8 protein-coding genes and 1 pseudogene are annotated in these 15,312 nt (G+C 57.7%); 6 read left to right on the top strand and 3 right to left on the bottom strand.

What is annotated here, in order from left to right; genetic code table 11:
• Window positions 1-597: 597 nt before the first annotated feature.
• From pdhR to lpdA, 4 genes are all read left to right on the top strand, one after another.
• The gene (gene pdhR / locus JZM24_RS09990; RefSeq protein ID WP_025423456.1) at window positions 598-1,362 is read left to right on the top strand and encodes a pyruvate dehydrogenase complex transcriptional repressor PdhR; all 765 of its coding nucleotides are present in this window, start codon (window positions 598-600) and stop codon (window positions 1,360-1,362) included.
• A gap of 127 nt (window positions 1,363-1,489) precedes the next feature.
• Complete coding sequence (aceE, locus tag JZM24_RS09985) at window positions 1,490-4,156, top strand: pyruvate dehydrogenase (acetyl-transferring), homodimeric type (RefSeq protein WP_215669528.1); 2,667 nt, start codon at window positions 1,490-1,492, stop codon at window positions 4,154-4,156.
• Window positions 4,157-4,171: 15 nt separating this feature from the next.
• A complete protein-coding gene (gene aceF / locus JZM24_RS09980) occupies window positions 4,172-6,088 on the top strand; it encodes a pyruvate dehydrogenase complex dihydrolipoyllysine-residue acetyltransferase (protein WP_215669527.1) in 1,917 nt (638 codons plus the stop codon).
• Window positions 6,089-6,317: 229 nt separating this feature from the next.
• Window positions 6,318-7,745: a dihydrolipoyl dehydrogenase gene (gene lpdA / locus JZM24_RS09975; RefSeq protein WP_215669526.1), complete on the top strand. Its 1,428-nt coding sequence runs from the start codon at window positions 6,318-6,320 to the stop codon at window positions 7,743-7,745.
• A gap of 47 nt (window positions 7,746-7,792) precedes the next feature.
• Here lpdA and JZM24_RS09970 read toward each other — a convergent pair whose 3' ends face one another.
• Both JZM24_RS09970 and JZM24_RS09965 read right to left on the bottom strand, forming a co-directional pair.
• Window positions 7,793-8,776: a hypothetical protein gene (locus JZM24_RS09970; RefSeq protein WP_215669525.1), complete on the bottom strand. Its 984-nt coding sequence runs from the start codon at window positions 8,774-8,776 to the stop codon at window positions 7,793-7,795.
• Window positions 8,777-9,095: 319 nt separating this feature from the next.
• Window positions 9,096-10,748, bottom strand: a complete 1,653-nt coding sequence (locus JZM24_RS09965; RefSeq protein ID WP_215669524.1) for a glycoside hydrolase family 18 protein — start codon at window positions 10,746-10,748, stop codon at window positions 9,096-9,098.
• Window positions 10,749-11,228: 480 nt separating this feature from the next.
• On the opposite strand from JZM24_RS09965, the gene acnB reads away from it, so the two are divergent.
• Together acnB and JZM24_RS09955 are read left to right on the top strand one after the other, a co-directional pair.
• Window positions 11,229-13,826: a bifunctional aconitate hydratase 2/2-methylisocitrate dehydratase gene (gene acnB, locus JZM24_RS09960; protein ID WP_215669523.1), complete on the top strand. Its 2,598-nt coding sequence runs from the start codon at window positions 11,229-11,231 to the stop codon at window positions 13,824-13,826.
• Between the two features lie 237 nt (window positions 13,827-14,063).
• A pseudogene (locus JZM24_RS09955) lies at window positions 14,064-14,418 on the top strand (YacL family protein).
• A 102-nt stretch (window positions 14,419-14,520) separates the two neighbouring features.
• Here the strand turns inward: JZM24_RS09955 and speD are convergent.
• Window positions 14,521-15,312, bottom strand: coding sequence for an adenosylmethionine decarboxylase (gene speD, locus JZM24_RS09950; protein ID WP_215670100.1), 792 nt, complete (start codon window positions 15,310-15,312; stop codon window positions 14,521-14,523).

The following is a 15,312-nucleotide window of genomic DNA, read 5'->3' as shown; positions in this document are numbered from 1 at the left end:
ATCTGGAGATACAGCTACTGTCTGGTATTTCAGGGGGCTAAATCAAAGGCGGGCAGATACCTGGATGCCGACCTGCGCTGTGTCTGTCCACGGTTACGGTTGTTGTACGTTTTAATTTACGCGCCGCGGCGTGGTATTTTCGCGTCCGGGCTGTCGCGGGCAACAGAATAGTGATATGTCGAAAGGTTTGCACGGAATTTATGATGGCGGCTAAGGAATAAATCGCGCACGTCGACAGGCGGACGAGCAAGGTTGCCTTCCGCGAAAACCGCCGGCCTTGGCAGGGTGATCATGGGCGTGCATGGTTACGCATTTCGCTGCGGTTTTTTGCCCCAAATGCGCGTGGAAATCCCTTGGCCGGACGCACATTAGGTTTCACAGAGGTTAATAACCTTTTATATCATAAACAAGATTGTGCTGTCGTACGGGCCTGGCGCAGCACAGACAGATGTAAGGCTTTTGTGAGAATGTGCGCGATTTGATGATTTAGGTCAAGGCCACGATGGACAGAAGGTGAATACTTTGTTACTTTTAGCACCGTGTAAATGTAATTGGTATTACCAATTGACTCCGCGCCATCCGCTGAGAAGACAAGAAATGGCCTATAGTAAGATCCGCCAACCCAAGTTATCGGATGTCATAGAACAACAGTTGGAATATTTGATTCTGGAAGGGACGCTGCGCCCCGGCGAAAAACTGCCCCCCGAGCGTGAACTGGCCAAGCAGTTTGACGTATCCCGCCCCTCGCTGCGGGAAGCCATCCAGCGATTGGAAGCCAAAGGCCTGCTGCTGCGTCGGCAGGGCGGAGGGACGTTTGTGCAAAGCAATTTATGGCAAAGCTTCAGCGATCCGCTGACTGAACTGTTGGCGGAACACCCTGAATCGCAATACGACCTGCTGGAGACCCGCCACGCCCTTGAAGGTATTGCTGCCTATTATGCGGCGCTGCGCGGTACCGAGCAGGATTTCGAGCATATCCGTGAATGCCATCAGGCGATTCAGGCGGCGCAGGACAGCGGCGATCTCGACGCGGAAGCCGATGCCGTCATGAATTATCAAATTGCCGTCACCGAAGCCGCGCATAATGCGGTTTTATTACATCTGGTGCGCTGTATGGGACCGATGTTGGAAAACAACGTGCGTCAGAATTTTGAATTGCTCTACTCGCGCCGGGAAATGCTGGCGCAGGTGAGCAGCCACCGCGCCGGAATTTTCGCGGCGATAGTTGCGCGCGAGCCGGAAAAGGCGCGCGAGGCGTCACATCGCCATCTGGCGTTTATTGAGGAAATTTTGCTGGACCTTGGCCGGGAACATAGCCGGCGCGAACGATCGCTTCGACGTCTCCAGCAACGCAAGGATTAAGCCTCCGGGAACGGCGGCCCACGCGGCAGCAGAAGCTATGGGCCTGTCTTCGTATGTTCTGACGGCCAGAGCATAGGAAGACAGGCTACAACTAAACCAATATTAAAGATAGATAAGGAACACCACCATGTCAGAACGTTTGTACAATGACGTGGATCCGATCGAAACACGCGACTGGCTCCAGGCGATCGAATCGGTTATCCGTGAAGAAGGTATTGAACGCGCGCAATTCCTGATTGATCAGGTGCTGGATGAAGCGCGTAAAGGTGGGGTAAGCATTGCGCAAGGTGCCGCCGGACGCAACTACATCAACACGATTCCGGTCGAAGAGGAGCCAGAGTATCCCGGCAATCTGGAATTAGAGCGCCGCATCCGTTCCGCTATTCGCTGGAATGCCGTGATGACCGTGCTGCACGCGTCGAAGAAAGATTTGGAACTGGGCGGCCACATGGCATCATTCCAGTCGTCCGCCACCATTTATGAAGTGTGCTTCAACCATTTCTTCCGCGCGCGTAACGACAAAGACGGCGGCGACCTGGTCTACTTCCAGGGGCACATCTCCCCCGGCGTGTACGCCCGCGCTTTCCTTGAAGGCCGTCTGAGCGAAGATCAGATGAACAATTTCCGCCAGGAAGTGCACGGTAAAGGGTTGTCATCCTATCCGCATCCGAAGCTGATGCCGGAGTTCTGGCAGTTCCCGACGGTGTCGATGGGCCTCGGCCCGATAAGCGCCATCTATCAGGCCAAATTCCTCAAGTACCTGGACCATCGCGCGCTGAAGGACACCAGCAATCAGACCGTGTACGCCTTCCTGGGCGACGGTGAGATGGACGAGTCGGAATCCAAGGGCGCCATCACCATCGCGACCCGCGAGAAGCTGGACAACCTGGTATTCATCATTAACTGTAACCTGCAGCGTCTGGACGGCCCGGTCACCGGTAACGGCAAGATCATCAACGAGCTGGAAGGCGTGTTCGGCGGCGCCGGTTGGGAAGTGATCAAGGTGGTCTGGGGCAGCCGCTGGGATGAGCTGCTGCGCAAAGACACCTCCGGCAAGCTGATTCAGCTGATGAACGAAACCGTCGACGGCGACTATCAGACCTTCAAATCGAAAAACGGCGCCTATGTCCGCGAGCACTTCTTTGGCAAATACCCGGAAACCGCGGCGCTGGTGAAAGACATGAGCGACGACGAGATTTGGGCGCTCAACCGCGGCGGCCACGATCCGAAGAAAATCTATGCCGCTCTGCAAAAAGCCAAGAAAACCACCGGCAAGCCCGTGGTTATCCTGGCGCACACCATCAAAGGCTACGGCATGGGTGTGACCGCGGAAGGCATGAACATTGCCCATCAGGTGAAGAAAATGAACATGGAAGAGGTGCGTTACTTCCGCGATCGTTTCAACCTGAACACCATTACCGACGAAAAGATTGAAGCGCTGCCCTACATCACTTTTGACGAAGGGTCCGAAGAGCACACCTATTTGCACGAGCGCCGTAAAGCGCTGCACGGCTATTTGCCGAGCCGCCTGAAGGATTTCACCAAGCCGCTGGAGCTGCCGACGCTTGAGGACTTTGCGCCGCTGCTGGAAGAGCAAAAGAAAGAAATTTCCACCACCATCGCTTTTGTCCGCGTGCTGAATGTGATGTTGAAGAACAAGTCGATCAAAGATCGTCTGGTCCCGATCATTGCCGACGAAGCCCGTACCTTCGGCATGGAAGGTCTTTTCCGCCAGATAGGCATCTACAGTCCGAACGGTCAGCAGTACACGCCGCAAGACCGCGAGCAGGTCGCTTATTACCGCGAAGATGAAAAAGGGCAGATCCTGCAAGAAGGGATCAATGAGCTGGGCGCGGCCTCCTCCTGGCTGGCGGCGGCGACCTCCTACAGCACCAACGATTTGCCGATGATTCCGTTCTACATCTATTATTCGATGTTCGGTTTCCAGCGGATCGGCGATCTGTGCTGGGCGGCGGGCGACCAGCAGGCGCGCGGCTTCCTTATCGGCGGCACCTCGGGGCGCACGACGCTGAACGGTGAAGGCTTGCAGCACGAAGACGGCCACAGCCATATTCAGTCGCTGACCATCCCGAACTGCATCTCCTACGATCCGGCCTATGCCTATGAAGTCGCGGTCATCATGCATGACGGTCTCACCCGAATGTACGGTGATAAGCCGGAAAACGTTTACTACTATCTGACCACGCTGAACGAAAACTACGCCATGCCCGCCATGCCGAAAGGCGCGGAAGAGGGTATTCGCAAAGGTATCCACAAGCTGGAAACGCTGGAAGGCGGCAAAGGCAAAGTGCAACTGATGGGCTCCGGCGCCATTCTACGCCACGTGCGCGAAGCGGCGCAGATCCTGTCGAAAGACTATGGTGTCGGCTCCGATGTGTACAGCGTGACCTCGTTCACCGAACTGGCGCGCGATGGCCAGGATTGCGAACGCTGGAACATGCTGCATCCGACCGAAACGCCGCGCGTACCCTATGTGGCCACCGTGCTGAACGATGCGCCGGCGGTAGCGTCCACCGACTATATGAAACTGTTCGCCGAGCAGATCCGCAACTTTATTCCTGCCAGCGAGTTCCGCGTTCTGGGCACCGACGGTTTCGGCCGTTCCGACAGCCGCGAGAACCTGCGTCATCACTTTGAAGTGGACGCCAGCTATGTGGTGGTGGCGGCGCTGGGTGAATTGGCCAAACGCGGCGATATCGGCGCTGATGTGGTGGCGCAGGCCATCAGCAAATTCGGCATCGATGCTGACAAAGTCAACCCGCGTCTGGCGTAAGAGGTAGAGTAAATCATGGCTATTGAAATCAACGTACCGGATATCGGTGCAGATGAAGCGGAAGTCACCGAAGTCCTAGTCAGCGTGGGCGATAAAGTTGACGCCGAGCAGTCGCTGATTACCGTGGAAGGCGACAAAGCGTCCATGGAAGTTCCCTCGCCGCAGGCGGGGGTGGTGAAAGAGTTGAAGGTGGCGGTGGGCGATAAAGTCACCACCGGCAAACTGATTATGGTCTTCGAGGAAGCCGAGGGTGGCGATGAGAAGCCTGCCGCCGCGCCGGAGCAGGCCGACAGCGCGCCGGCGGCCAATCCGGCCGCCGCCGACGGTGCCGCACAGAGTAAAGAGGTTAACGTTCCTGATATCGGCGGCGACGAGGTGGAAGTCACCGAAGTGCTGGTCAAGGTGGGCGACAAGGTTGAAGCCGAACAGTCGCTTATCACCGTCGAGGGAGATAAGGCGTCGATGGAAGTACCGGCGCCGTTCGCGGGGACGGTCAAAGAGCTGAAGGTCAACACCGGCGATAAAGTGAACACGGGTTCGCTTATTATGGTCTTTGAGGTCGCAGGTGGCGGCAGCGACGCCGTTCCGGCCGAGGCCGAAGCGCCGCAGGCGCAGCAGCAGAGCGCGCCCGCTCAATCCGGCGGTAGCCAAGACGTCAATGTACCGGATATCGGCGGCGACGAAGTGGAAGTCACCGAGGTCATGGCCAAAGTGGGCGATAAGATAAGCGCCGAGCAGTCGCTGATTACCGTGGAAGGTGACAAAGCATCGATGGAGGTGCCGGCGCCGTTCGCGGGTATCGTCAAAGAGATCAAGATTAACGTCGGCGACAAGGTCAGCACCGGTTCGCAAATTATGGTGTTCGAGGTGGAAGGCGCTGCCCCGGCCCCGGCCGCCGCCAAGGAAAGCGCTGCGGCTGTGGCCCCTGAGCCGGCATCCGACGCCAATAAAAGCGCGGCTGCCGCCCCGTCGTCGTCCGCAGGCAAAGGTGAATTTGCCGAAAACGATGCCTATGTGCACGCCACACCGGTGATTCGCCGTCTGGCGCGCGAGTTCGGCGTCAACCTGGCTAAGGTGAAGGGCACCGGACGCAAAGGCCGTATCCTGCGTGAAGATATCCAGACTTACGTCAAAGAGGCGGTTAAACGCGCCGAGGCCGCGCCTGCCGCTGCCGGCGGTGGTTCACTGCCGGGGCTGCTGCCGTGGCCGAAGGTGGACTTCAGCAAGTTCGGCGACACTGAAGAGGTGGAGCTGGGCCGGATCCAGAAAATCTCCGGCGCCAACCTGCACCGCAACTGGGTCATGATCCCCCATGTGACCCAATTCGACGAAGCCGATATCACCGAAGTGGAAACCTTCCGCAAACAGCAGAACGCCGAAGCCGAGAAGAAGAAGCTGGATGTGAAAATCACCCCGCTGGTGTTTATCATGAAAGCGGTTGCCAAGGCCTTGGAAGAGCTGCCGCGTTTCAACAGCTCGCTGTCAGCGGACGCCCAGAAACTGACGCTGAAGAAGTACATCAATATCGGCGTGGCGGTTGATACGCCGAACGGTCTGGTCGTGCCGGTGTTCCGCGATGTGAACAAGAAAGGCATTGTAGAGCTGTCGCGCGAGCTGACGGAGATCTCGAAAAAGGCCCGCGCCGGCAAGCTGACATCGTCGGATATGCAGGGCGGCTGCTTCACCATCTCCAGCCTAGGCGGCATCGGCGGTACGGCGTTCACGCCTATCGTCAATGCGCCGGAAGTGGCGATACTCGGCGTGTCAAAATCGGCAATGAAACCGGTATGGAACGGTAAAGAGTTTGCGCCGCGACTGATGCTGCCGCTGTCGCTGTCCTATGACCACCGGGTCATCGACGGCGCCGAAGGCGCGCGTTTTATCAGCTTCATCAGCAACGTGATGTCTGATATCCGTCACTTGGTAATGTAACCGCCAGGCCGGCCCGCGGGTCGGCCTGCTTGTTTCCGCGTCGCCGCCGATGACGAAGAGGTCGTCGGCGGTACCAACTAAACATGCGTCATCGTAACATACTTTGCAGTCTATTAACATTTCTGTAAACTATGCGCGATGGAGACGTCCCGGTGGACACAGCGCGTTATGCAAACACAGGCGATAAAATAGACGTCTGACCCGCCGGACAATCAACTAAGAGGTCATGATGAGTACTGAAATAAAAACTCAGGTCGTGGTACTTGGGGCGGGACCGGGCGGGTATTCCGCTGCATTCCGCTGTGCGGATTTAGGTCTGGAGACCGTCCTGGTGGAACGTTACTCCACCCTCGGCGGGGTTTGCCTGAACGTAGGCTGTATCCCCTCCAAAGCATTACTGCACGTCGCTAAGGTCATCGAAGAGGCCAAGGCGCTGAGCAAAAACGGTATCGTCTTTGGCGAGCCGCAAACCGATATCGACAAAGTGCGCACCTGGAAGGAAAAGGTGGTCAATCAGCTGACCGGCGGCCTGAGCGGTATGGCCAAAGCGCGTAAGGTTAAGGTGGTAAACGGTTACGGTAAATTCACCGGCGCCAACACGCTGCAAGTGGAAGGCGAGAACGGTACCACTACCGTCACCTTTGACAATGCCATTATCGCCGCAGGCTCGCGTCCGATCCAACTGCCGTTTATCCCCCATGATGATCCCCGCGTATGGGATTCTACCGATGCGCTCGCCATGACGTCGGTGCCAGAGCGCCTGCTGGTGATGGGCGGCGGGATCATCGGTCTGGAAATGGCCACCGTTTACCACGCGCTGGGTTCGGAAATCGACGTGGTGGAAATGTTTGATCAGGTCATCCAGGCGGCCGATAAAGACGTGGTGAAAGTGTTCACCAAGCGCATCAGTTCCCAATTTAACCTGATGCTGGAAACCAAAGTCACCGCGGTGGAAGCCCGGGAAGACGGCGTGTACGTCAGCATGGAAGGGAAAAAAGCGCCCTCAGAAGCCCAGCGCTATGACGCCGTGCTGGTCGCCATTGGCCGCGTGCCGAACGGCAAGCTGCTGGATGCCGGCCAGGCCGGGGTCGAGGTGGACGATCGCGGTTTTATCCGCGTCGACAAACAAATGCGCACCAATGTGCCGCACATCTACGCTATCGGTGATATCGTCGGCCAGCCGATGCTGGCGCACAAAGGCACCCACGAGGGCCACGTGGCGGCGGAAGTCATCGCCGGCAAGAAACACTATTTCGATCCTAAAGTCATTCCGTCCATCGCCTATACCGAACCGGAAGTGGCATGGGTTGGCCTGACGGAAAAAGAAGCGAAAGAAAAAGGCATCAGCTATGAAGCCGCCACGTTCCCGTGGGCGGCCTCCGGGCGCGCCATCGCTTCCGACTGCCAGGACGGCATGACCAAGCTGATTTTCGATAAAGAAAGCCACCGGGTCATCGGCGGCGCCGTGGTTGGCGTCAACGGCGGCGAGCTGTTGGGCGAAATAGGGCTGGCAATCGAAATGGGCTGCGACGCGGAAGATATTGCGCTGACCATCCATGCGCACCCCACGCTGCACGAGTCGGTGGGTCTGGCGGCGGAAGTTTACGAAGGGACCATTACCGATCTGCCCAACGCCAAGGCGAAGAAAAAGAAATAATTTTCCTGCGCTCGGTGGCAAAACAAAGGCGCCTGCGGGCGCCTTTGTTATTGCGTCATGCGCGCTTGCCGCCCATCGCTATCGCCGTAATCAGGCTGCGCCAGATTAAACAATTCACAGGCGGTCGTTTCTCCCACTGCAAAACCAGATAAAAGCTGTCTCACCTCCGGGCGATAAACCGCGTCACCGATGTAGTCAACCAACTGCATCCAATGCGGCCTGGAGAGGTATTTTAACAGCGCATCCTCTTTGGTCATGTAACTCTTGCGGCAAAGCGCCCGCAAATCAACGTAGTCGGTTTCCAGCAGCGCCGTTTTTAACCGGCTGCCGCGAAATTCATCGTGGGTGGCGCAGCGGTTGGCAAGTGCCAGCACATCATGGCGAAAATGCGCCAGAAAACAGGTGCTATCGTCACTGTCGGTAATGCGCACCAGGTTCGCGCGGCCGTAGGCGGGATCGTCAAGCACGGCAAGGAGTTTTTGTCGCACCGCCGGCGCGTCGGCCATACTTTCGACTTGCGATTGGATATACCGTTCCGGCGTCAGCTGTTCATGGACTTCCATCAGCGCATCGTCCAGCGACTGGAAGACTTTTATCGTGCAAACTTCAGCGAACTGATCATCCAGACGGTAATCCAGCGGCGGCGATTGATAGATCCGATAATTGCCGATCTGCAGCAGATAAGACCAGGGCGCCTGCTCGAGCGGGTCATAGCGCAGTGTCAGCTGAAAAGCGCTACGGTACTCGCTGTTGGCAAAGGCGCGCAACTGCATAAAACGGGCAACCACCTCTGCCGGTGAGAGATCCCGCGGCTCGCCGGCGCCGGGCTGGCTGACTTGCCGGTATAGACGGGCGATAGCCGCGCGTTTGCCCCCCTTGCGCAGAAATTTGTCAAACAGTCGATCGACAAGCCACATATGGCTGGCGTCTTCCAGCTTTCGGGCCTGGATAATGCGCGCAATACGCCCGCTGTTGAGTGCAAAACCGCTGTTCAGAATAGTGCTGAGAGGGAGAGAAGAGATGATATCCATATCATGATGCCTCCATCGTAATGGGCAACCATCTAATGCCAACCCCCCGCGATTGGCAAACCGTTATTGTCGTTGCCAATCGCTTTTTACAACTCGATCGGCTCGGCCCGGCAGGGGTGGTATGCCGGCGATCGGAGTAACGATGCGGCCTTCGTTGAAGGGTGAAACGGCTGATGACAGGTTGCGGTTGATGAGGATAAGGCAGCGTATCGCCTGCCGACTGAAGCGCCCTGCCAGGCCGAAACAACGCCCCCCAGGAAAACTACCGGCATGCCGATGGGGATTTGGCTGGCGTTGGGAGTTGTGCGGCGACGAAGCGTTAGGACGCCATCGCTTCGGCTTCGGTTGCCATTGCAGCGACGGCTTCAGCTTTAGCTTCGGCTTTGGTTGCAGTGAAGGCGACGTTTTCAGCTTTAGCTTCGGCTTCGGCTTTGGTTGCCGTTGCAGCGACGGCGACGTTGACCTCAGTGTCGGTTTCAGCCGCGCGAGCGCTCGGCAAAAAGTTGTCGGCGGTCGGCGTCAACGCTGCGGCAGGCACGTCGCGCTGTGCGGTGGCGACGGCGCTGACAATGGCCTCACCTGGCGTCACGCTGGCGTCGGGAATGTCGGCCTGCTCGGCGGCGGCGATACTGCCCGCCACGGCAGCCGGGGTCCGAGCGCCGTCGGTCACGGCAGCGGCCAGGTCGGCCTCGTCAGCGGTTTGCTCGGCGGCGGCGGCGGCGATACTGCCCGCCACGGCGGCCGGGGTCCGAGCGCCGTCGGTCGCGGCAGCGGCCAGGGCATCCTCGTCAGCGGTTTGCTCGGCGGCGGCGATACTGCCCACCGCAGCGGCCGGGGTCTCGGCGCCGTCAGCCTCGTCAGCACCCTGCTCGGCTGAGGAGACGAGATCGCCTGACGGCTCTTCCTCGGCTGGCGTTGAGGCCGACAATGCGCTGGCGACGGCGGCTTCAATCTCTTTCGCCCGCCAATGCGGCGATGAGGTAATATCGACCGGCGGCGTTTTTAGCTGCGCGTCGACCACCTGTACGACATCGGGCAACGTAGGAAATGGCACACTCGACGCCCCCGCCAGGAATCTGCTGGTGTATTCTCCGGTCACGCGCTGGTCTTGGTTGCTGCTGCTCTCGCTGTCGGGATAACCAAGATGGGAGGGATTGCCGCGGTTCAGCGACCAATGCGACAGCAACGATAATCCCTGCTGGGCGGCAAAGGCAGCGACGTTAAAGGCGTTGTCAAGCGTAAACATGGCGCCATCGTCGTTTCGGACGATCATCGGCGTTATGCCGATTTTCGCGAATCGCTCTTTCTCGGAGAGATTGGGATAGAGCGTCTCCAACTGGGCCGCGATACTCATCGCCGCCTCTTTCGCCGCCTGGCCCATTTCGCCGGCAACGCCGGGCTGGAAGTAATCCATCGTCATGCCGTTGATAATAAAATCTACGTTTGCGGCAGCCAGTTGCTCAACCAGCGTAAACTGCTCGGGCGACAGTCCGCTCGGCAGCGTCGGAAGCGTCAGCGTCAGCTGCACCTCTGGATGTTCGGGTTGCAGTCGGGCCAGCGCCGCGCTGATTTTCCCCATATCAAACTGGTTGTTCTCAAGGTCGAAATCCAAACCTCGCGGCTGATAAAGTGTAATCGCCTGGCGATAGGCCTCCAGCCGCTCATCTTCGGAAAGGACGCTGGAGATATCGATATTGCTAGCGCCACCGAAAGCCAACTTGAAGCCCAGTCCGGCGTCGATCAGGGCATCGGTAAGCGGTTTAGCCCAGTTTAAAGGGGTAGTAGTTTGCCCGGACCAGCAGGGCGTATTATCTTGACCAAGCGTAATGAAAGACAGTGTCAGGCCATCGGTTTTCAAGGCGGCTGCGAGTTCGGCATACAGGGGGTTGGGACGTCCTGCGGGAAATGACTCTCCCTCGTCCCATTTTGCGTTAACCGACACGTCCAGATAGGGCATAAAAAGGGTGTTCATTCAGTCTCCTTACTATTGGAATTAATAATTGCGCGCGCGCCAGAGGAGTATTGATGAAAAAAAGTGGACGTTAGGCATTAACTCTTGAACGAAAGCGCAGCGGCAGACAGCGGAGTGATTGCAGGGTAGCGCGGGTGCGGGGCAGCGCGAAATTGCCCTCGCTGTGCCGCGCTGGCGATAACGTTGACGCCAAGACGGGCGCTGGCGCTTTGCTTCGGCACGCTTTCGTGTCAAAGTGATTTGCCCGGCGGTTCGCGCTTAGCGCGGTGCTGCTGCCCGCCTTGATATGAGTCGCTAAAGCCTTATCGTTTCAGCCAAATATCATGTTTCTTTTATGTAAACAAATTAACAAGGCGGTTAAATACTGATAAACTGGCGCTTGCCCAGCCGGATAACAACAAACCTTTTCTAAAAAAAGTATCGCCGGTGAGGTATGGAAAGCCAGGTACTACCTATGACAATGAAAGCGAGGAGAACGTCGTGCTAGAAGATTATCGTAAGCACGTTGCCGAGCGTGCTGCACAGGGCATTGCCCCTAAGCCTCTCGATGCCGTACAAATGGCGGCGCTGGTTGATGTGCTGAAAAACCCGCCGGCGGGTGAAGAATCCTATTTGCTGGATCTGCTGACCAATCGGGTCCCCCCGGGTGTGGACGAAGCGGCTTACGTTAAAGCGGGTTTCCTCGCGGCCGTTGCCAAGGGTGAGGCGCAGTCGCCGCTGGTGACGGCGGAAAAGGCCATTGAACTGCTGGGCACCATGCAAGGCGGCTACAACATCCTGCCGCTGGTGGACGCGCTGGATGATGATGCGCTGGCGCCTCTCGCCGCGCGCGCGCTGAAGCCTATGCTGCTGATGTTCGACAATTTCTACGATGTGGAAGAAAAAGCCCGCGCTGGCAATACCCATGCCCAGGACGTCATGACATCCTGGGCCGAGGCGGAATGGTTCTTATCCCGTCCGCCGCTGGCGGAAAAAATGACCGTGACCGTGTTCAAGGTCACCGGCGAAACCAATACCGATGACCTGTCGCCGGCGCCCGACGCCTGGTCGCGGCCGGATATTCCCCTGCATGCCCTGGCGATGCTGAAGAACGCCCGTGACGGCATTATTCCCGATCAGCCCGGCAATGTGGGCCCCATTCACCAGATCGAGGCGCTGAACGGCAAGGGTTTCCCGCTGGCCTACGTCGGCGATGTAGTAGGTACCGGATCCTCGCGCAAATCCGCCACCAACTCGGTGCTGTGGTTTATGGGAGACGATATTCCATATGTGCCGAACAAACGCAGCGGCGGCGTGGTGCTGGGCAGCAAAATCGCGCCGATTTTTTTTAACACCATGGAAGATGCCGGCGCTCTGCCGATCGAAGTGGACGTTTCTGATTTAAATATGGGCGATGTCATTGATATCTATCCCTTTGCTGGTGAAGTGCGTCATCATGACACCGGCGCGCTGCTGGCCAGTTTTGCGCTGAAAACGGACGTGCTGATAGACGAAGTGCGCGCCGGCGGCCGTATTCCGCTCATCATTGGTCGCGGTCTGACTGACCGCGCGCGCGAATCGCTGGGGCTTCCCCCCAGCACCATCTTCCGCCACGCGCGTGATGTCGCCGCCAGCGACAAAGGCTACACGCTGGCGCAGAAAATGGTCGGTCGCGCCTGCGGCGTGCCGGGCGTGCGGCCTGGGCAATATTGTGAGCCGAAAATGACTTCGGTCGGATCGCAAGACACCACCGGCCCCATGACCCGCGATGAATTGAAAGATCTGGCGTGCCTGGGCTTCTCCGCCGACCTGGTGATGCAGTCGTTCTGCCACACCGCCGCCTATCCCAAGCCGGTGGACGTGCAGACCCACCATACTCTGCCGGACTTTATCATGAACCGCGGTGGCGTCTCCTTGCGCCCGGGCGATGGGATCATCCACTCCTGGCTGAACCGTATGCTGCTGCCCGATACCGTCGGCACCGGCGGGGACTCCCATACCCGTTTCCCGATCGGCATCTCGTTCCCGGCAGGGTCTGGTCTGGTGGCCTTTGCCGCCGCCACCGGGTTGATGCCGCTGGACATGCCTGAATCGGTGTTGGTGCGTTTTAAAGGCGCTATGCAGCCGGGCATTACCCTGCGCGACCTGGTGCATGCGATTCCGTTATACGCCATCAAGCAGGGGCTGCTGACGGTTGAGAAAAAAGGCAAGAAGAACATCTTCTCCGGCCGTATTCTGGAGATCGAAGGGCTGCCGGAGCTGAAAGTGGAACAGGCGTTTGAATTGGCGGACGCCTCGGCGGAACGCTCTGCCGCCGGTTGTACCATTAAGCTCGATCAGGCGCCCATCACCGAATATTTGAATTCCAACATCGTCCTGTTGAAATGGATGATTTCGGAGGGTTACGGCGATCGCCGCACGCTGGAACGGCGTGTCACCGGCATGGAAAGCTGGCTGGCCAATCCCTCGCTGCTGGCGGCGGATGCGGATGCTGAATATGGCGCAGTCATCGACATCGATCTGGCCGAGATCAACGAGCCTATCCTGTGTGCACCGAACGACCCTGACGATGCCCGTCTGCTGTCGGACGTTGCCGGGAGCAAAATTGATGAAGTCTTTATCGGTTCCTGCATGACCAATATTGGCCACTTCCGCGCCGCAGGCAAATTGCTCGACAGCCACAAAGGCCAACTGCCGACCCGCCTGTGGGTCGCGCCGCCAACCAAAATGGATGCCGCCCAGCTCACCGAGGAAGGTTACTACAGCGTATTCGGCAAGAGCGGCGCGCGCATGGAAATCCCGGGCTGTTCGCTGTGCATGGGTAACCAGGCGCGGGTAACGGATGGTGCTACGGTAGTGTCGACCTCTACGCGTAACTTCCCCAATCGTCTGGGCAACGGTGCCGATGTTTATCTGGCCTCCGCGGAGCTGGCGGCGGTCACCTCGCTATTGGGCCGTCTTCCGACGGTCGCGGAGTATCTGCAGGAGATGGCGATGGTGGATCAGACGGCGGTGGATACCTATCGCTATCTGAATTTCGACCGCCTTAGCGAATATACCGATAAAGCCGATCAGGTCATTTTCCAAACCGCGGTTTGATGCGGCGCCGGTCGGCGCAGTTCCTGCCGACCGACCCGTCAGCCCACGTCACCGCCCGTCGTTGCTGACGGGCGTTTTTTTTCCTGCGCGCACGGTGCGGCCGCGTCGCCCGAGGTGGGGCTAGTCCCGCTATCAGGCTTTGGCTGGCGTGATTAAAACGCGTAAAATCCGGTTATCTTCCACCGCCGTGTTCTAAACGAATGCGGCACAGCGCCCCTTAAGGGGTGGACCGCTACAATGGATTACGAATTTCTCCGCGATGCCACCGGCCAGGTGCTAGTCAAATTCTCCATGGGGCATGAGGCCATCGGCCACTGGCTAAATGATGAAGTGAAAGGCGATTTGGCGCGAGTGGCTGGCCGAGGTTGAGCGCCAATTGCACAGCCTGTCCGGCTCTGTGCGCCAGTGGCAATATACCCTGCTCATTGACGCCGAAGAGGTGATGGTACTCGCCAACGGCATGTCGGTGGAATGTGACGCGCTGGAAGAGGGGTTGAGTTATTACGATGAAGAAAGCTTGTCGCTGTGCGGCAGCAACGATTTTCTGCTGATGCTAAGCCGCTATCGCCAGTTTATTCAAACCGGCGGATGAGGCATGGGGAATAACGCCACCGCGGCCGCTAGCATTGATCATATGCCACGCCCAACCCTGGTCCCCGCCGGGGTGGAGGACCAGGACGCCGGCAGCGACGGGTTACAGCACCGGCAGATTACGGCCGTAATAGATTTCCTGCATCTCTTTATACAGTAAGTCGGTAATCGCTTTACGCTCCTCGGCGCTAAGATCGTCCGGCCGGGCGTTGAACAGATAATGTTTCAGATCGAAATCTTTCAGCATCATCTTGGTGTGGAAGATATTCTCCTGATAGACGTTTACATCCATCATGTGATAAAGCGCTTTCATATCCTTGGACATGAAATTCTGAATCGAATTAATCTCGTGATCGATGTAATGTTTTACCCCGTTGATATCGCGGGTAAAGCCGCGCACGCGGTAATCCATAGTGACAATATCCGACTCCAACTGATGTATCAGGTAATTCAGCGCTTTTAGCGGGGAAATCACGCCGCACGTCGATACTTCAATATCGGCGCGAAAGGTGCACAGACCGCCCTCGGGGTGGCTTTCCGGGTAGGTATGCACGCAAATATGGCTTTTATCCAGATGTGCCACCACCGATTCCGGCAGCGGGCCAGGGTGTTCAGAAGTGTCGATGCTGCCCGGATCGACCGGCTCCTCACTCACCAATATGGTCACGCTCGCACCCTGCGGCTCATAATCCTGGCGGGCGATATTTAGGATATTGGCCCCTATCATGGAGCAGGTTTCGCTGAGAATTTCCGTCAGACGATTGGCGTTATATTGTTCGTCAATGTAGGCGATATAGCCGTCACGGTCATCCGCCGTTTTGGCATAGCAAATATCGTAAATACAAAAACTCAGGCTCTTGGTTAGATTGTTAAAGCCGTGTAGTTTTAGCTTTAT

Source organism: Candidatus Sodalis endolongispinus (assembly GCF_018777395.1).
GTDB lineage: Bacteria > Pseudomonadota > Gammaproteobacteria > Enterobacterales > Enterobacteriaceae > Sodalis_B > Sodalis_B endolongispinus.
This window is presented reverse-complemented; position numbering and strand designations above follow the sequence as displayed.